Source organism: Pseudomonas sp. TH15, assembly GCF_016651105.1.
Classification (GTDB): Bacteria; Pseudomonadota; Gammaproteobacteria; order Pseudomonadales; family Pseudomonadaceae; genus Aquipseudomonas.
The window spans coordinates 2,211,792-2,229,829 of sequence record NZ_JAEKEL010000001.1 but is presented as its reverse complement, the minus strand read 5'-3'; the positions used below and the strand labels follow the sequence as shown (position 1 = coordinate 2,229,829).

15 protein-coding genes are annotated in these 18,038 nt (G+C 59.5%); 6 read left to right on the top strand and 9 right to left on the bottom strand.

The features are described 5' to 3' along the window. Positions 1-208: 208 nt before the first annotated feature. Entirely contained in the window at positions 209-1,669 is a 1,461-nt protein-coding gene (gene mltF, locus JFT87_RS09975; RefSeq protein ID WP_201200855.1) for a membrane-bound lytic murein transglycosylase MltF, read from the top strand. 126 nt (positions 1,670-1,795) lie between these two features. Here the strand turns inward: mltF and pdxJ are convergent, their stop codons facing one another. From pdxJ to lptF, 8 genes are all read right to left on the bottom strand, one after another. Continuing rightward, positions 1,796-2,542 carry a pyridoxine 5'-phosphate synthase gene (pdxJ, locus tag JFT87_RS09970; RefSeq protein WP_201200854.1) on the bottom strand — a complete coding sequence of 249 codons (747 nt, stop codon included), beginning with the start codon at positions 2,540-2,542 and terminating at the stop codon, positions 1,796-1,798. Positions 2,543-2,591: 49 nt separating this feature from the next. Continuing rightward, a complete protein-coding gene (gene recO / locus JFT87_RS09965) occupies positions 2,592-3,281 on the bottom strand; it encodes a DNA repair protein RecO (RefSeq protein ID WP_201200853.1) in 690 nt (229 codons plus the stop codon). 175 nt (positions 3,282-3,456) lie between these two features. Then, entirely contained in the window at positions 3,457-4,359 is a 903-nt protein-coding gene (era, locus tag JFT87_RS09960; RefSeq protein WP_123405550.1) for a GTPase Era, read from the bottom strand. Beyond that, complete coding sequence (gene rnc, locus JFT87_RS09955; protein WP_201200852.1) at positions 4,352-5,041, bottom strand: ribonuclease III; 690 nt, start codon at positions 5,039-5,041, stop codon at positions 4,352-4,354. The genes era and rnc overlap by 8 nt, the downstream gene beginning before the upstream one ends. Before the next feature lie 184 nt (positions 5,042-5,225). Beyond that, positions 5,226-6,080, bottom strand: coding sequence for a signal peptidase I (lepB, locus tag JFT87_RS09950; protein ID WP_201200851.1), 855 nt, complete (start codon positions 6,078-6,080; stop codon positions 5,226-5,228). A gap of 5 nt (positions 6,081-6,085) precedes the next feature. Then, on the bottom strand, positions 6,086-7,885 hold the full coding sequence (gene lepA / locus JFT87_RS09945) for a translation elongation factor 4 (protein WP_201200850.1): 1,800 nt from the start codon (positions 7,883-7,885) through the stop codon (positions 6,086-6,088). Between the two features lie 171 nt (positions 7,886-8,056). After that, positions 8,057-9,124 carry an LPS export ABC transporter permease LptG gene (lptG, locus tag JFT87_RS09940; protein WP_201200849.1) on the bottom strand — a complete coding sequence of 356 codons (1,068 nt, stop codon included), beginning with the start codon at positions 9,122-9,124 and terminating at the stop codon, positions 8,057-8,059. Continuing rightward, complete coding sequence (gene lptF / locus JFT87_RS09935) at positions 9,117-10,235, bottom strand: LPS export ABC transporter permease LptF (RefSeq protein ID WP_201200847.1); 1,119 nt, start codon at positions 10,233-10,235, stop codon at positions 9,117-9,119. The genes lptG and lptF overlap by 8 nt, the downstream gene beginning before the upstream one ends. Positions 10,236-10,542: 307 nt before the next feature. Between lptF and JFT87_RS09930 the strand changes: the two genes are divergently transcribed. The 5 genes from JFT87_RS09930 (at position 10,543) to rlmF (ending at position 17,256) form a co-directional block, all read left to right on the top strand. Continuing rightward, on the top strand, positions 10,543-12,033 hold the full coding sequence (locus JFT87_RS09930) for a leucyl aminopeptidase (RefSeq protein ID WP_201200845.1): 1,491 nt from the start codon (positions 10,543-10,545) through the stop codon (positions 12,031-12,033). A 60-nt stretch (positions 12,034-12,093) separates the two neighbouring features. After that, complete coding sequence (locus JFT87_RS09925; RefSeq protein WP_201200843.1) at positions 12,094-12,522, top strand: DNA polymerase III subunit chi; 429 nt, start codon at positions 12,094-12,096, stop codon at positions 12,520-12,522. 8 nt (positions 12,523-12,530) lie between these two features. Further along, complete coding sequence (locus JFT87_RS09920; RefSeq protein ID WP_201200841.1) at positions 12,531-12,914, top strand: DNA polymerase III subunit chi; 384 nt, start codon at positions 12,531-12,533, stop codon at positions 12,912-12,914. Between the two features lie 241 nt (positions 12,915-13,155). Continuing rightward, entirely contained in the window at positions 13,156-16,002 is a 2,847-nt protein-coding gene (locus JFT87_RS09915; protein WP_201200839.1) for a valine--tRNA ligase, read from the top strand. 219 nt (positions 16,003-16,221) lie between these two features. After that, positions 16,222-17,256 (top strand): 23S rRNA (adenine(1618)-N(6))-methyltransferase RlmF, encoded by a 1,035-nt coding sequence (rlmF, locus tag JFT87_RS09910; RefSeq protein WP_201205144.1) that lies wholly within the window; start codon positions 16,222-16,224, stop codon positions 17,254-17,256. Positions 17,257-17,456: 200 nt separating this feature from the next. Here the strand turns inward: rlmF and JFT87_RS09905 are convergent, their stop codons facing one another. Then, the gene (locus JFT87_RS09905) at positions 17,457-17,738 is read right to left on the bottom strand and encodes an HU family DNA-binding protein (protein ID WP_007905514.1); all 282 of its coding nucleotides are present in this window, start codon (positions 17,736-17,738) and stop codon (positions 17,457-17,459) included. Positions 17,739-18,038 lie beyond the last annotated feature (300 nt).

Genomic DNA, 18,038 nt, shown 5'->3' with positions numbered 1-18,038 from the left:
ATCACTCGAAACGGTACGGGCGGTGTCACCCGGGCGTCGGGCGGGGTATTCAGGCCTCAAACAGCCCCTGCCCGGGGGTTATTTTTACTGTCATAAATTTCCGCTCGAGCCCATTCCTGCGGGCTCCAGACAGGTTTTTGGTTGCCTAGCAGACAAGCCCTTCGCTGTCGAGATATGGCGCTCGCGGTCCTTTGCGTATACTGCGCAGATGTTTTCCCCAACGGCTTTGCGTCCGCGGTACGCCAAATGGCTGATCGCAACCGGACTCTTCCTGATGCTCAGTGGCTGTGTTGATAAACCCAACACGCTTGAGCGCGTAAAGGAGGATGGCGTGCTGCGGGTGATCACCCGAAACAGCCCCGCCACCTACTTCCAGGATCGTAACGGCGAAACCGGCTTCGAATACGAGCTGGTGAAGCGCTTTGCCGAAGATCTGGGGGTCAAGCTCAAAATCGAAACCGCGGACAACCTCGACGACCTGTTCAATCAGGTGGGCAAGCCTAACGGCCCGGTGCTGGCTGCTGCCGGCCTGGTCAGCAGCGAGGAACGCAAAAAGCAGGTCCGTTTTTCCCACTCCTACCTGGAAGTCACCCCACAGGTCATCTACCGCAACGGCCAGTCACGGCCGACGGAGGCCCGCGATCTGGTCGGCAAGAAGATCATGGTGCTCAAGGGCAGCACCCACGCCGAGCAATTGGCCGAGCTGAAAAAGAAATACCCCGGCATTGAATACGAAGAGTCCGACGCGGTTGAAGTCGTCGACCTGTTGCGGATGGTGGATGAAGGTCAGATCGACCTGACTCTGGTCGATTCCAACGAAGTGGCGATGAACCAGGTCTACTTCCCCAACATCCAGGTCGCCTTCGACCTCGGCGATGCCAGTAACCAGAGCTGGGCCGTGGCCGCCGGCGAAGACAACAGCCTGCTCAACGAGATCAATGCCTACCTCGACAAGGTGCAGAAGAACGGCACCCTGCAACGCCTGAAAGACCGTTACTACGGCCACGTCGACGTCCTCGGCTACATGGGCGCCACCACCTTCGCCCAGCACTTGCAGCAGCGGCTGCCGAAATACGAACAGCACTTCAAGGCCTACGCCAAGAAAGAGAAAGTTGACTGGCGCCTGCTGGCGGCAATTGGTTATCAGGAATCGCTATGGCAAGCGGCAGTCACGTCCAAGACCGGCGTGCGCGGCCTGATGATGCTGACCCAGAACACCGCGCAAGCCATGGGCGTGTCCAATCGCCTCGACCCCAAGCAGAGCATCATGGGCGGCGCGAAGTACCTGGCCTACATGAAGGATCAGTTGGACGACTCGATCAAGGAACCGGATCGCACCTGGTTTGCGCTGGCGGCCTACAACGTCGGCAGTGGTCACCTGGATGACGCACGCAAGTTGACGGCCAAGGAAGGGCTCGACCCCAACAGGTGGCTGGACGTGAAGAAAATCCTGCCGCGCCTGTCCGAGAAGAAGTGGTACAGCAAAACCCGCTACGGCTACGCCCGGGGCGGCGAACCCGTGCACTTCGTGGCGAACATCCGTCGCTACTACGACATCCTGACGTGGGTCACGCAGCCGCAGCTTGAAGGCGATCAAGTGGCCGAAGGCAACCTGCATGTGCCGGGAATCGACAAGACCAAGCCAAGTCAGGAAAACCCGCCGCTTTAACAGTCACCACCAATCAAATGTGGGAGCGAGCTTGCTCGCGATGGCGGCCTGCCAGTCAACATCTCTGCTGAATGTTAGGGCCTAATCGCGAGCAAGCTCGCTCCCACAGGGGTTATGCGTTGATGCTTAAGCTTTTGCAGCGGCGGCCAGGATCAGCGCTTTCATTTCAGACACGGCCGACTTGAACCCGACGAACAACGCATGTGCCACCAGCGCATGGCCGATGTTCAGTTCGTTGATGCCTTTGATCGCCGCTACCGCTTCGACGTTGTGATAGTGCAAGCCGTGACCGGCGTTGACGATCAACCCTTGAGTCAAACCAAACGCCACGCCATCCGCCACGCGCTTCAGCTCTTCAGCCACGTCAGTCGGCGTCTCGGCATCGGCGTAACGGCCGGTGTGCAACTCGATGGCCGGCGCACCGACACGACGGGATGCCTCGATCTGCCGCTCGTCAGCATCAATGAACAGCGACACTTCGCAACCGATCTTCGACAGGCGCTCCACGGCAGCCTTGATCCGCGCTTCCTGCCCAGCCACGTCCAGGCCACCCTCGGTGGTCAGCTCCTGACGGGTTTCCGGCACCAGGCAAATGTGCGCCGGGCGGATGCGCTCGGCGAACGCCATCATTTCTTCGGTGACGCCCATTTCGAAATTCATGCGGGTTTGCAGCACGTCCTTGAGCAACAGCACGTCGCGCTCCTGGATGTGCCGGCGGTCTTCGCGCAGGTGCACAGTGATGCCATCGGCGCCCGCCTCTTCCGCGTCCAGTGCTGCCTTGACCGGATCCGGGTAACGCGTGCCCCGGGCCTGACGCAGGGTGGCAACGTGGTCGATGTTCACGCCAAGAAGAATGCGATTGCTGGTGGTCACGGAAGCGCTCCTGAAGAGGGGAAAGTTCGGTGCACAGCATACGGGGTGATCAGGGCTTGCGAAACAACTCGCGACTAACGAGAGGACGACCGCCGAGATGCACGGCCAACGCTTGGCGCATCAAACGCTTGGCAGCAGACAACGCACCGGGCGCAGACCAGTCGGCTTCGGCCATGGCCAATAATTCAGTGCCGTTGAACAGCCCGGGTTGCAGCAGGTAGACCCGCTCCAGACCCGCATCCACCTGCAAACGGTAGAGCCCATCCGGCGCGATAGGCTCGCCGTGGATGTCGGTGTTCAGCGCAAAGCCGTACCCGAGATCGTCCAGCAGTCGCCATTCGAAGGAGCGCAGCAACGGCTCCAGCGGACGGCCTTCGGCCAAGGCGATCAGGGTCGCGGCGTAGTGATCGAACACCCCGGGATGGGGATCTTCTGACGGCAACAGGCGAATCAGCAGTTCGTTGAGGTAAAGACCGCTGAACAGCGCCTCACCGATGAGCCATGTCGAAGTACCCGCACTTTCCATGCGCCCGACATTCTTCAGCTCACCGCGCCCGCGAAACTCGACTTCCAGCGGCACGAATGGCCGCGCCAAGGTTCCAGCCTTGCCCCGCGCACTGCGCAACACCGCCCGCAGCCGACCTTGCGGCGTGAGGAAATCCACCAGCGCACTGCTTTCGCGGTAGGCGCGGGAGTGGAGCACGTAGGCGAGTTGGCCGATGGGTGGGGTTTGGGACATGGAAGTCAGGGTTCTCAATAGTGGAACGCGATCTTATGAACAACCAGAAACCAATGTGGGAGCGAGCTTGCTCGCGATTGCGGTCTGTCAGTCAACACGGATGTTGAATTTCAGGGCCTCATCGCGAGCAAGCTCGCTCCCACAGGGGTTCATCGGTGTAGCAGAAATCTGGGTGTTACAGGTCGCCATAACCCAGCGAACGCAGGGCGCGTTCGTCGTCGGACCAGCCGCCTTTCACTTTCACCCAGAGGTTGAGCATGATCTTGGAGTCGAACAGCAGCTCCATGTCCTTGCGCGCCTCGGTGCCGATGCGCTTGATGCGCTCGCCCTTGTCGCCAATGATGATCTTCTTCTGGCCATCGCGCTCGACGAGGATCAAGGCGTGGATGTGCAGGGTTTTGCCCTGCTGCTTGAACTCTTCGATTTCGACGGTGATCTGGTACGGTAGCTCGGCGCCCATCTGGCGCATGATTTTTTCACGCACCAGTTCAGCGGCGAGGAAACGGCTGCTGCGGTCGGTGATCTGGTCTTCCGGGAAGAAGTGCTCGTTTTCCGGCAGGTAGCCAGCGATCACTCGCTCCAGCGCTTCGAGGTTGTGCCCGTGCTGGGCCGAGATCGGCATGATCTGCGCGTTCGGCAGCTGTTCCTGCAACCAGCTCAGGTGCGGCATCAGCTCGGCTTTGTCTTCGATGCGGTCGGTCTTGTTCAGCGCCACGATCAGCGGGCCGGTCACGTACTGGACGCGCTCGAGGACCATTTGGTCTTCGTCGGTCCACTTGGTGCGGTCAACCACGAAGATCACCACGTCGACGTCTTTCAACGCCGCTGAAGCGGTCTTGTTCATGTAGCGGTTCAGGGCCTTCTCGCCACCTTTGTGCATGCCCGGGGTATCGACGTAAACCGCCTGAATGGCGCCTTCAGTCTTGATGCCCAGCATGTTGTGACGGGTGGTTTGCGGCTTGCGCGAGGTGATCGCCAGCTTCTGACCCAGAATGTGGTTCAGCAGCGTGGACTTGCCCACGTTAGGACGGCCGACGATGGCGACATAGCCACAGCGAGTTGCAGTTGAATCAGTCATGGCCATTCTCCACGCCCAGGGCAATCAGTGCTGCGGCGGCCGCTACCTGTTCGGCAATACGACGACTCACACCCTGACCTCGGCTTTTTTCATTCAGTAAGGTGATTTCGCATTCGACGAAGAAGACTCGGCAATGCGGCTCACCCTGGATATCCACCACTTCATAACGTGGCAGCTCACAACCGCGCGACTGCAGGAATTCCTGCAGGCGGGTTTTTGGATCTTTGTTGGTGTCGACCAGGGTCAGGCCCTCGAACTCCCCGGCCAGCCAGGCCAGCACGCGTTCGCGCGCCATGTCCATGCCGGCGTCGAGGTAGATCGCACCAATCAGCGCTTCCAGGGCATCGGCCAGAATCGACTCGCGACGGAAACCGCCGCTCTTCAATTCGCCGGAACCCAGACGCAGGTAGTCGCCCAGATCGAAACCACGGGCCAATACGGCCAGGGTCTCACCTTTCACCAGGCGTGCGCGTAAACGCGACAACTGGCCTTCGCGGGCCAGCGGGAAGCGATCGAACAGCGCCTCGCCAGCGACGAAGTTAAGGATGGCATCACCGAGGAATTCCAGGCGTTCGTTGTTGCGCCCGGCAAAGCTGCGGTGAGTCAGGGCCAGGATCATCAGTTCCTGATCCTTGAAGGTGTAGCCGAGCTGACGCTCTAGACGGCTTAAGGAGACGCTCACGGTTTACCCACGCTGAGTTCGTGGCTGGTTTCCACCGCCATCGCCGTGATGCGGCGCAGGCTTGGGACAATTAACGCTGTGTTCAAAAATAACGTCCTGAATATCGTTGGCTTCATGCTTTCGTGGTCGATTGTGTCGGATCCAGAAATGCATTCGGCGCTGTGTTCAACAGCGCCGTGGGTGATTACTTGATCAGGCCAACCCGCGAGAAATTCGGCAGGTGACTGAGTTTGGGTTCCGGCCAGCTCATCCAGACTGCGAAGGCCTTGCCGACGATATTCTTGTCGGGAACCATGCCCAGCAGATCCTTGGGAATAGTCGGATCATCCCAATAGCGACTGTCGTTCGAGTTGTCGCGGTTGTCGCCCATCATGAAGTAGTGCCCGGCAGGCACGGTCCAGGTATGGTCCGGCGTTGCGCGGTAACGGCTCATTTCCTTGCGGATCAAGTGCTCGGCTGCGCCGAGTTTTTCCTTGTAGAGCTCAGCGCTGCCCAACGTGCCCGGCTCGGAGCCGACCAGCTGCTCGGCGATCGATTCGCCATTGACGAACAGACGCTTGTCAGCGGTGTAGCGAATCTGGTCACCCGGCAAGCCGACGACACGCTTGATGTAGTTGACGTTCGGATCGCTTGGATAGCGGAACACCATCACATCGCCACGCTGTGGATCACCGACTTCGATGACTTTCTGGTCGATCACCGGCAGGCGGATCCCGTAAGAAAACTTGTTCACCAGAATGAAGTCGCCAACGTCCAGGGTCGGTTTCATCGAGCCGGAAGGAATCTGGAACGGTTCCACCAGGAACGAACGCAGCACCAGCACGATGAACAACACCGGGAAGAACGACTTGCCGTATTCGACCAGCAGCGGCTCTTTGTTCAGTTTCTCGACCACCACCACATCGGGCTGGCTGACGCTGCCCTGATAGGAGGCAATGGCAGCACGCCGACGCGGTGCCAGGAAAACCAGATCGAGCAACGCCAACAGGCCGCAAACGAATACGGCGATGACCAGCAACAGCGGGAAATTTAGTGACATAGGACCTAACTATCCAACCTGAGCACTGCAAGGAAGGCTTCTTGTGGAATTTCCACGTTACCGACTTGCTTCATGCGTTTTTTACCGGCCTTCTGCTTTTCCAACAGCTTGCGCTTACGGCTAACGTCACCACCGTAGCATTTGGCCAATACGTTCTTTCTGAGTGCCTTGACGGAGGTTCGCGCAATGATCTGCCCGCCAATGGCGGCCTGGATCGCGACGTCGAACATCTGGCGCGGAATCAGTTCTTTCATCTTCTCGGTCAACTGGCGACCTTTGTAGTGCGCGTTATCTCGGTGCACGATCAACGCCAGGGCGTCGACCTTGTCACCGTTGATCAGCACATCCAGCTTCACCAGACTAGCCGATTGGTAACGATCGAAATGGTAATCCAGCGAAGCATAGCCGCGACTGGTGGATTTCAGACGGTCAAAGAAGTCCAGGACCACTTCGTTCATCGGAATATCGTAGGTCACCTGGACCTGGGTCCCGAGGAACAGCATGTCGTGCTGCACGCCACGCTTCTCGATGCACAGGGTAATGACGTTGCCCAGGTGCTCTTGCGGTACAAGAATATTGGCCCGCACGATCGGCTCACGCATGTCTTCGATCGAAGACACGTCCGGGAGCTTGGACGGGTTGTCGACGTAAATCGTTTCACCGGTTTTCAGCAACAGCTCGAAAATAACCGTCGGCGCCGTGGTGATCAGGTCCAGGTCGTACTCGCGCTCAAGGCGCTCCTGGATGATTTCCATGTGCAGCATGCCGAGGAACCCGCAACGGAAGCCGAAGCCCAGAGCGTCGGAGCTTTCCGGGGTGTACTGCAGGGACGAGTCGTTGAGCGTGAGCTTTTGCAGGGCTTCACGGAAATCTTCGAAGTCGTCGGAGCTGACCGGGAACAGGCCGGCGTAAACCTGCGGCTGAATGCGTTTGAAGCCGGGCAGCACGTCAACGTCGGGGGTGGTGTTCAAGGTCAGGGTGTCACCGACCGGCGCACCGTGAATGTCCTTGATACCGGCGATGATGAAGCCCACTTCGCCGGCCTTCAGGTCGACAGTGGCGGTGTGTTTCGGGTTGAAGACACCGACGCTGTCCACCAGGTGGATCTTGCCGGTGGATTTGACGAGGATCTTGTCGCCTTTCTTCACACGGCCGTGGCGCACGCGAACCAGGGAGACAACGCCCAAGTAGTTGTCGAACCAGGAGTCGATGATCAACGCTTGCAGCGGATCTTCGTAGTTGCCGGTTGGCGCAGGAATGGTCTTGACCAGACGCTCGAGCACCTCGTCGACGCCCAGGCCAGTCTTGGCGCTGCACTCGACCGCATCGGTGGCATCGATGCCGATGATTTTTTCGATTTCTTCTTTGACGCGGTCCGGATCGGCCTGTGGCAGGTCGATCTTGTTCAGGACCGGCATGACTTCCAGGCCCTGCTCGATCGCCGTGTAGCAGTTGGCAACCGACTGCGCTTCGACGCCCTGACCGGCATCGACCACCAGCAATGCACCTTCACACGCTGCCAGCGACCGGCTGACTTCATAGGTGAAGTCGACGTGGCCCGGGGTGTCAATGAAGTTCAGCTGGTACTTGATGCCATCTTTGGCGGTGTAATAAAGGGTAACGCTGTGGGCCTTGATGGTGATCCCGCGTTCACGTTCCAAGTCCATGGAGTCCAGAACCTGGGCTTCCATTTCGCGCTCGGCAAGGCCGCCGCACATCTGGATGAAGCGATCGGCCAGCGTCGACTTGCCATGGTCAATGTGGGCGATGATGGAGAAATTGCGGATATGACTCAAATCACTCACGGATCAACACTCAAAAAGGCTGCAGGCATAGCCCGCCGAAAAATAGCCGGGAATTGTACCTGATCCACGGCGCAAGCGTCACGTTCGCAGGTCAGACGGAGAATACAAAAACGCCCCGGTCTTGCGACAAGGGCGTTTCGAGCAACCGGAAAAGTCAGGAAAGACCCGGAATCACCCGGCCCGACGCAACAACAGGACCCCGGCCAAGGCACAGACAGTGGCCGGCACCAGCACCGCAAATAGCGGCGAGAAACCGAACACCAGGCTCGAAGGCCCGAGCAAATCCTGAACGATGCGGAAGGTGAAGCCGACCAGTACGCCGGTAAACACCCGCTGACCCAGGGTCACCGAACGCAGCGGACCAAAGATGAAGGAAATGGCCATCAGCACCAGCGCGGCAGTGACCAACGGCTGCAATACCTTGACCCAAAATGCCAGCCAGTAACGGCCATTGTTCAGGCCCTGGTCAGCCAGATAGTGGATGTAACTCCACAAACCGCTGATCGACAGCGTCTCAGGGGTCATTACCACGGTATTGAGCAATTGCGGGCTCAAGGCCACATCCCAGCGTTCGACCGGGGCGCTCACCACTTCAGTGCGCTTTTCCTGTTCATGGAACAGCGTGGTAGTGACGTCGCTCAACGTCCAGTGATCCTTGTCGAACTCCGCACGCTTGGAGAAGCTGGCCGACAACATGTGACGCTCTTTGTCGAAGCGATAACGAGTCACGCCATACAGCACCCCATTGGGCTGCACGGAGTTGATGTGAATGAACTCATCACCCTGGCGATGCCACAAACCGTGCTTTGCACTTTGTGCATCACCACTGCCCTGTGCCAGGGAGCGATTGGCCTGAGCGACATTCTCGGTGGCGGGCGCCACGTATTCGCCGATCAACACACCCACGATCATCAGGACCAGCATCGGCTTCATCACCGCCCAGACGATCCGACCGATGGATACACCGGCGGCGCGCATGATGGTCAGTTCGCTGTTGCTGGCCAGGCTGCCGAGACCAATCAGGCAACCGATCAGCGCCGCCATCGGCAACATGTCGTAAAGACGTCGCGGCGCCGTGAGCAGCACGTAGCTCAAGACATCCATCAAGGTGTAGGTATCGCTGGCGTCACTCATTTCATCGATGAAGGCGAACAGCGTCGCCAGACCGAGAATGATCCCCAGCACCGCCAGGATCGCCATGAGAACGCTGCCACCAATGTAGCGATCGAGCTTAACCACGAGCCACCTCCAGCGCAGCGCGGCGACTCGCCATCTTCAAGCGCATGGGCTCCCAGTAGAGCAACCCCAGACCGATGACCAGGAAGATCGCATGCACCCACCACAGGCCAAGTGCTGTCGGGATCTTGCCCTTCTCGAGGGCACCGCGCGCGGCAATCAGGATGGTCAGGTAAGCCATATATAGAAGAATCGCCGGCAGCAGCTTGAGGAATCGGCCCTGGCGCGGATTGACCCGCGACAACGGAACAGCCATGAGGGTCACGATAAACACCAGCAATGGCAAGGACAGGCGCCACTCCAGCTCGGCGCGCGAACGCACATCGTCACTGGCCAGCAAGGAGTTGGTGGTCATTGCATCACGGTCCGTGACTTCGTCGCTGACGTCCGGCTTGGCCAGCAAAACGCCGTACTCGTCATATTTGATGGCCCGGTAGTCGGCCTGCCCCGGATTACCGTCGTAGCGATAGCCGTTGTCGAGAATCAGGTAGCGGTTGCCATCGGGACGGATTTCCTGACGACCCTTCTCGGCCACCAGCACGGAAATCCCGCGGTCCTTTTGGTCGGAGGAAATATTCTTCTGCGAAATGAACACGCCGGCCAGATTGACGCGATCCGCCGACAGCTGCTCGGTGTAGGTCACCCGCGTACCGTCACGCAAGGCCTGGAAGCGACCCGGTTCAAGGGTATCGAACTCGGTCAGGGCGTCCTGCTTGTTCAGCAACAACTGGAACTGATTAGCCCCTTGCGGTGCCAGGCTCAGGCTCAGCCAGGCCACGACCAGCGCCACCAGGGTGGCGGGAAACAGGGTGATGCGAAGCAGACGCTGCTGGCTCATGCCGGTGGCCGACAGCACGGTCATTTCGCTTTCCAGGTACAGCCGGCCATACGACAGCAGAATGCCCAGGAACAGACCCAATGGCAGGATCAGCTGCAAGAAGCCCGGCAGGCGAAAGCCCATGATCAGGAACAGTGAACTCGGGTCCAATTGGCCCGAAGCCGCCTGCGCGAGGTATTTAATGAAGCGACCGCTCATGATGATGACCAGCAGCACGGCGCTGACGGCGCTCAAGGTCAACAGGACTTCGCGGGATAGATAACGGAAGACAATCAAACCAGACACTCCAGGGTTGTCAGGCTAAGGCGGCCAAACAAGCAAACGTATCGGGTGGCCCGCAGGGCAGAGCCACCGAAAAAGATGGCGCATTATCCTGTGATTGGGTGCGCCTGTCACTGCGCATGCTCAAGCAGGTGGTCAAAGCACCGAAGATCGTACAACCGAGGGTTGTCAGGCGCCGGTAGCGGGGTTCAAACTGCGGCCTTTGTCGCGGGCCGTGACCTGCGTCTTTCTATCTATATAAGCAGGCGTTTGTGCACACTGCCGAACGCTGCGTGTTGACCATTAATTCAGGGACCCGGACATGGAACTGGTTGTAAAAAGCGTTAGCCCAGAAACGTTGAAAACCGCCACTCTGGTGGTCGCCGTCGGCGAAAACCGCAAGCTCGGCGCCGTCGCCAAACAACTCGACGAACTGACTGGCGGCGCCATCAGCGTCGTTTTGAAGCGCGGCGACCTGGCCGGCAAAGTCGGCCAGAGCCTGTTGCTGCACAGCCTGCCAAACCTCAAAGCCGAGCGCGTGCTGCTGGTTGGCGTGGGCAAGGATGAAGAACTGGGCGACCGTCCATTCCGCAAAATCATCGCCGGCGTCCTCAACACCCTGAAAGGCCTGGGCGGCACTGACGCTGTGCTGGCGCTGGATGAAGTGGTGGTCAAGGGCCGCGATAGCTACGGCAAGACCCGCCTGCTGGCCGAGACCCTGGTGGACGGCGAATACACCTTCGACCAGTTCAAGAGCCAGAAAGCCGAACCTCGCGCCCTGAAGAAAATCACCCTGGTGACCATCAAGGCTGCCCAGGCTGAAGTCGAGCGCGCCGTGGCCCACGCCACCGCTATCGCCAACGGCATGGCATTCACCCGCGACCTGGGCAACCTGCCGCCGAACATCTGCCACCCGACGTTCCTTGGTGAACAAGCCAAGAACCTGGGCAAAGAATTCAAAACCCTGAAAGTCGAAGTCCTCGATGAGAAGAAGATCAAGGACCTGGGCATGGGCTCGTTCTACGCCGTTGGCCAGGGCAGCGCCCAGCCACCGCGCCTGATCGTCATGCAATACAACGGCGGCAAGAAATCCGAGAAGCCGTACGCATTGGTTGGCAAGGGCATCACGTTCGACACCGGCGGCATCAGCCTGAAGCCGGGCGCCGGCATGGATGAGATGAAGTACGACATGGGCGGCGCGGCCAGCGTGTTCGGCACCCTGCGTGCTGTGCTCGAGCTGAAACTGCCGATCAACCTGGTGTGCATCCTGGCCTGCGCCGAGAATATGCCGAGCGGCAACGCTTCGCGTCCTGGCGACATCGTCACCACCATGAGCGGCCAGACCGTGGAAATCCTCAACACCGACGCCGAAGGCCGTCTGGTGCTGTGCGATGCACTGACCTACTCCGAGCGCTTCAAGCCACAAGCCGTGATCGACATCGCAACCCTGACCGGCGCTTGCGTCGTTGCACTGGGCGCCCACACCTCGGGCCTGCTGGGCAACAACGACGAACTGATCGGTCAACTGCTGAGCGCCGGCCAAGCGGCTGACGATCGCGCCTGGCAACTGCCGCTGTTCGATGAGTATCAAGAGCAGCTGGACAGCCCGTTCGCCGACATCGCCAACATCGGCGGCCCGAAGGGCGGCACCATCACTGCGGCCTGCTTCCTGTCGCGCTTCACCAAGAACCTGAACTGGGCGCACCTGGACATCGCCGGCACCGCGTGGACCAGCGGTGGCAAGGACAAGGGCGCCACTGGCCGTCCGGTTCCTCTGCTGACCCAATACCTGCTGGACCGCGCCAAAGCCTGAAACCAATGAACTTGTACGGCGTCACTTTCGAGTGACGCCGTACAAGGCTCAGGAACCGCAATGACCAAAGTCGACTTCTATATCCTGCCCAGCGCCGATCCATCAGCGCGGCTGGACTTTGCCTGCAAGCTCACCGAAAAAGCCTGGCGCATGGGGCACCGCATCTACCTGCATTGCAGCGATGCCGCCCAGCGTGACGACCTCGATGCACGCCTGTGGACGTTCAAAGGTGAAACCTTCGTACCTCACGGTCCCGCTGAAAGCGAACCGGACAGTTTGATTGTCCTGGGACTTGGCGATGACTGCGGTGCGCATCAGGATCTGCTGGTCAATCTCGACCTGAAAGTCCCGGCCTTTGCCAACAAATTCGCCCGAGTGGCGGAAGTGGTGGTGGAAGATCCGACGATTCGTGCGGCTGCGCGGGAGAGTTTCCGTTTCTACCGCGAACAGGGCTATCCTCTGCAAGATCACCGTTTACAGCGACTCTGAGCATTCCGATGGACACTCCAAAACCGCAGCAAAAGTCCGCGCACCTGCTGGATGACCTTGAGTCGATCCGCCAACTGCTCGGTGATGACAACCTGCAACCGCCGTTGCTGACCGACACGGTCCATGACGGTGATCAGGAACAGATTCCGATGTTGTTCGATAACGTTAGCGCCGCGCCGCAAGCCGTCGAACCGCCTCCCGCCCCTGCCGCCCAACCGGCAGCGGCCGCCAGCAAAGGCCCCGACGCCCTGCTGCACCTGGACAGCGAACTGCGCGCCGCCGCGCAATTGATCATGCAAGACGTGATCGACGACTTCGCTCCGCATATTGAAACCGAGATCAAACGTCGGCTGGATGCGCGCCTGGAACGCCTGCTCAGCCAATACGAATAACCCGGCTGGATCCCCTGTGGCGAGGGGATTTATCCCCGTTCGGCTGCGCAGCAGTCGTCAATCCTGTAATTGCGCAGCGTGATTGAAATCTTGGGGCCGCTGCGCGGCCCAACGGGGATGAATCCCCTCGCCACAAAGGCTCACCCTGACATTAGAGTCCCTGCCCCGCTCGCCCTGCGCCCCATGCCCCGCTATACTCGTCGGCTTTTCCTGAATAAATGCCAATAGGGTCCCGCCGCGCATGGATAAGACCTACCAGCCGCACGCCATTGAAACTTCCTGGTACAACACCTGGGAGTCCGAGAATTACTTCGCCCCGCAAGGCGCGGGCGAGTCCTACACCATCATGATCCCGCCGCCGAACGTCACCGGCAGCCTGCACATGGGTCACGGCTTCAACAACGCGATCATGGATGCCCTGATCCGTTTCCGCCGCATGCAGGGTCGCAACACCCTGTGGCAGCCGGGCACCGACCACGCCGGTATCGCCACGCAAATGCTGGTGGAGCGTCAGCTCGAAGCCAAAGGCCAGAGCCGCCACGACCTGGGCCGCGAGAAATTTCTTGAGAAAATCTGGGAATGGAAAGATGAATCCGGCGGCAACATCAGCCGTCAGATCCGTCGCCTTGGCTCGTCCGTAGACTGGAGCCGTGAGCGCTTCACCATGGATGACGGCCTCTCGGAATCCGTTAAAGAAGCCTTCGTGCGCCTGCATGAAGACGGCCTGATCTACCGCGGCAAGCGCCTGGTCAACTGGGACACTAAGTTGCACACGGCGATTTCCGACCTCGAAGTGGAAAACCACGACGAGAAAGGTTTCCTGTGGAACCTGAAGTACCCGCTGGCCGACGGCGCCAAGACTGCTGAAGGCAACGATTACCTGATCGTCGCGACCACTCGCCCGGAAACCATGCTCGGCGACTCCGCCGTCGCGGTTAACCCGAACGATGAGCGCTATAAAGCCCTGATCGGCAAGTTTGTCGAGCTGCCACTGGTTGGCCGCCGCATCCCGATCATCGCCGACGATTACTGCGACCCTGAATTCGGCACCGGCTGCGTGAAAATCACCCCGGCCCACGACTTCAATGACTATGAAGTCGGCAAGCGCCACAACCTGCCGCTGCTGAACATCTTCGACAAGAACGCCGCCGTCCTGCCGGCCTGTCAAGTGTTTAACCTCGACGGCACGCTGAACGAAAGCATCGACGGCAAGATCCCGGCAGAATACGCTGGCCTCGACCGCTTCGAAGCGCGCAAGCAGATCGTTGCTGCGTTCGATGCGGCCGGCCTGCTGGTCAGCGTCGACGATCACAACCTGAAAGTGCCGAAAGGCGATCGCTCCGGCACCATCATCGAGCCGTGGCTGACCGACCAGTGGTACGTGTCGACCAAGCCATTGGCCGAGCCTGCGATTGCTGCCGTTGAAGACGGCCGCATCCAGTTCGTGCCAAAGCAATACGAAAACATGTACTTCTCGTGGATGCGCGACATCCAGGATTGGTGCATCAGTCGTCAGCTGTGGTGGGGCCACCGGATTCCGGCCTGGTACGACGAGTCGGGCAAGGTCTACGTCGGTCGCGACGAAGCCGAAGTACGTGCCAAGCACAACCTCGGCCCGGACGTTGCGTTGCAGCAGGACAACGACGTTCTCGACACCTGGTTCAGTTCGGGCCTGTGGACCTTCTCCACGCTCGGCTGGCCTGAGCAAACCGAGTTCCTGAAGAAATTCCACTCCACCGACGTGCTGGTGACCGGTTTCGACATCATTTTCTTCTGGGTTGCCCGGATGATCATGATGACCATGCACTTGGTGAAGAACGAAGACGGCACGCCGCAGGTTCCGTTCAAGACCGTTTATGTTCACGGTCTGGTACGCGATGGCCTGGGCCAGAAGATGTCCAAGTCCAAGGGCAACGTCCTGGACCCGCTGGACATCATCGACGGTATTGAGCTGGAAGACCTGGTGCACAAACGCATCAACGGCCTGATGCAGCCGAAACTGGCGAAGAAGATCGAGAAGCAGACCCGCGACGAGTTCGCCGACGGCATCGCCAGCTACGGCACCGACGCTCTGCGCTTCACTTTCTGCTCGCTGGCGTCCACCGGTCGTGACATCAAGTTCGACATGGGCCGCGTCGAAGGCTATCGCAACTTCTGCAACAAGATCTGGAACGCTGCGCGTTATGTTCTGGACAAGGGCGAAGACTGCGGCCAGAACGGCGAAGCCTACGAACTGTCCCTGGCGGATCGCTGGATCATCTCGCAGCTGCAACGCACCGAAGCCGAAGTGACCCGTCAACTCGACCAGTTCCGCTTCGACCTGGCGGCACAAGCCTTGTACGAGTTCATCTGGAACCAGTATTGCGACTGGTACCTGGAACTCTCCAAGCCTGTGCTGTGGGACGAAAACGCCCCGGTTGAACGCCAGCGCGGCACCCGCCGCACCCTGGTTCGTGTGCTGGAAGTCGCATTGCGTCTGGCGCACCCGTTCATGCCATTCATCACCGAAGAAATCTGGCAGCGCATCGCGCCGCTGGCCGGTATCGAAGGCAAGACGATCATGCTGCAACCTTGGCCTGTGGCCAACGAAGCACGCATCGATCAGGGCGCCGAAGATGACATCGAGTGGCTGAAGACGCTGATGCTCGGCACGCGCAACATTCGCGCCGAGATGAACATCGGTCCAGGCAAGCCGCTGAACCTGTTTCTGAAAAACGTCAGTGCCGAAGACCAGCGTCGTCTCACCGAGAACGAAGCGCTGCTGAAGAAGCTGGCGCGTCTGGAGTCGATCACGGTGTTGGCTGCTGGCGAAGAAGCACCGCTGTCCGCTACCGCTCTGGTTGGCGAGATGGAAGTGCTGGTGCCGATGGCCGGCCTGATCGACAAGGACGCCGAACTGGCGCGTCTGGACAAGGAAATCCTGCGTTTGCAGGGCGAAGTCCAGCGCGTGGGCGGCAAACTGTCCAACGCTGGTTTCGTTGACAAGGCCCCGGCTGAAGTCATCGACAAGGAACGCGCCAAATTGGCCGAAGCTGAACAGGCTTTGGGCAAGTTGGCGGAGCAACATGCGCGGATTGCCAGTTTGTAACTGCTAAATCGCAATGAAGGAGGGAGGCCCTGTGGCCTCCCTTTTTTATTCCAGATCACCGCAAATCCCCTGTGGGAGCGAGCCTGCTCGCGAAAGCGGTGGATCAGTCAGCTAATTTTTTGACTGACAATCCGTCTTCGCGAGCAGGCTCGCTCCCACAGTTTCAACGGCGTTGCCCTTAGATGTGGGACAATACCCGCCACTTTCAGCCATACCCGAATCGACCACGCCCATGAACGCCCCCGCACACCCAAACCTGCGCGCAAGAAGCCTGACTCCGCCACCCCGGCCAACGCCGTGGAACCACGTCCGAAGGCCAGCCTGCACCCGCGCAACCGTCACCAGGGTCGTTACGACTTCCCGGAGCTGATCAAGAGCACGCCGGAACTGGCGAAGTTCGTGATCCTCAACCCGTATGGCAAGGAAAGCATCGACTTCGCCAGCCCTGACGCGGTGCGGGTGTTCAACCGGGCGCTGCTCAAGTCGTTCTACGGCGTGGCCCACTGGGACATCCCGGCTGACTACCTATGCCCACCGGTTCCGGGGCGTGCCGACTACGTGCACTTCCTGGCCGACCTGCTGGCCAGCGTCAACGACGGCGAGATCCCGCGTGGCGCTCCGGTCAAAGTGCTCGATATCGGCATGGGCGCCAACTGCGTTTATCCGCTGATCGGCTACAGCGACTACCGCTGGCACTTCCTCGGTTCGGAAATTGACCCTACGGCCGTAGCCGCCGCCAAAGCCATCGTCCAGTCCAACGGGCTGAACAAAGCCATCCAGCTGCGCCTGCAAAGCAATCCCAAGCACATTCTGCTGGGCCTGCTCGAGCCCGGCGAACGCTTCGACCTGACCATGTGCAACCCGCCGTTCCACGCGTCGATGGACGAGGCCACCAAGGGCAGCGAGCGTAAATGGCGCGCCCTGGGCCGTGCCGACCCGAAACGCAAACTGCCGGTGCTGAACTTTGGCGGTCAATCCGCCGAATTGTGGTGTGAAGGTGGCGAAGCACGCTTTGTGACCCAACTGATCGCCGAAAGCGCGAGCTTCCAACACAAAGTGCTGTGGTTCAGCACGCTGGTGTCGAAAGCCTCGAACCTGCCAGCGATCCAGACCGCGCTGAAAAAGGCCGGCGTCCTGGAAAGCCAGGTCGTGGAAATGTCCCAAGGGCAGAAGCAAAGTCGCTTCGTTGCCTGGACCTTCCAGACCAAATCCGAGCAGCAAGTCTGGCGCGAGCGCTGGGTTCGCAAGGGCTGAGTCACTAGCGACGCAGATCAACTGTGGGAGCGGGCTTGCTCGCGAATACGGTCTAACATTCAACATTGATGCTGAATGTTAAGGCCCCTTCGCGAGCAAGCCCGCTCCCACATTGGTTTCGAGGTGTTTTAAGGGCCGAATCGCAGACACAAAAAAGCCGTGCCCGGATCACTCCGGTGCACGGCTTTTTTTACTGCGTCTTACTTGTTAACAGCGTCGGTCAGGCCTTTGGCCACAACCAGCTTGATAACTTTCTTGGCAGCGATTTCGATGGCAGCGCCAGTCGAAGGGTTACGGCCAGTGCGGGCAGGACGCTCGGTCACTTTCAGTTTGCCGATACCCGGCAGAGTGATTTCGCCGCCGTTTTCCAGCTGATCGGCAACGATTTGGCCCAGTTGGTCCAGAGCGTTACGCGCGGTGGTTTTTGGCGCGTCGATAGCTTCAGCGATGTCGGCGATCAGTTGGTCTTTAGTAAGAGCCATGTAGTGTTCCTTCCCTATCAAATTCATATGGATTGCAGAGTGCAGTGTCAGCCATCGAGCCCGATCTTCTGGATCTGGCACCCTCGGCCATAACCGCGACGAGTCGGGGTTATAGATACCGAAATCAGGGTTTGGTTCGACCTGACAAATGCTGAATGCACGCTTAACGCAGTGACTTCGCGTAAGACGGGGCAAAACTAGCACAGAGACGGGGAAATATCCGCCTCTTGCTACCCATTTGGTCAGCTTTATTGCTCTAAACCGGTAAAAAACTGCATAAGGGCCATCGCGCACCGGCGA

Bases quoted from the DNA above. Each gene is read 5' to 3' on its own strand.
- mltF (WP_201200855.1), top strand. From the start codon at position 209: ATGTTTTCCCCAACGGCTTTGCGTCCGCGGTACGCCAAATGGCTGATC.
- recO (WP_201200853.1), bottom strand. From the start codon at position 3,281: ATGTCCCAAACCCCACCCATCGGCCAACTCGCCTACGTGCTCCACTCC.
- era (WP_123405550.1), bottom strand. From the start codon at position 4,359: ATGACTGATTCAACTGCAACTCGCTGTGGCTATGTCGCCATCGTCGGC.
- lepB (WP_201200851.1), bottom strand. From the start codon at position 6,080: ATGTCACTAAATTTCCCGCTGTTGCTGGTCATCGCCGTATTCGTTTGC.
- JFT87_RS09930 (WP_201200845.1), top strand. From the start codon at position 10,543: ATGGAACTGGTTGTAAAAAGCGTTAGCCCAGAAACGTTGAAAACCGCC.
- JFT87_RS09925 (WP_201200843.1), top strand. From the start codon at position 12,094: ATGACCAAAGTCGACTTCTATATCCTGCCCAGCGCCGATCCATCAGCG.
- JFT87_RS09920 (WP_201200841.1), top strand. From the start codon at position 12,531: ATGGACACTCCAAAACCGCAGCAAAAGTCCGCGCACCTGCTGGATGAC.
- JFT87_RS09915 (WP_201200839.1), top strand. From the start codon at position 13,156: ATGGATAAGACCTACCAGCCGCACGCCATTGAAACTTCCTGGTACAAC.
- JFT87_RS09905 (WP_007905514.1), bottom strand. From the start codon at position 17,738: ATGGCTCTTACTAAAGACCAACTGATCGCCGACATCGCTGAAGCTATC.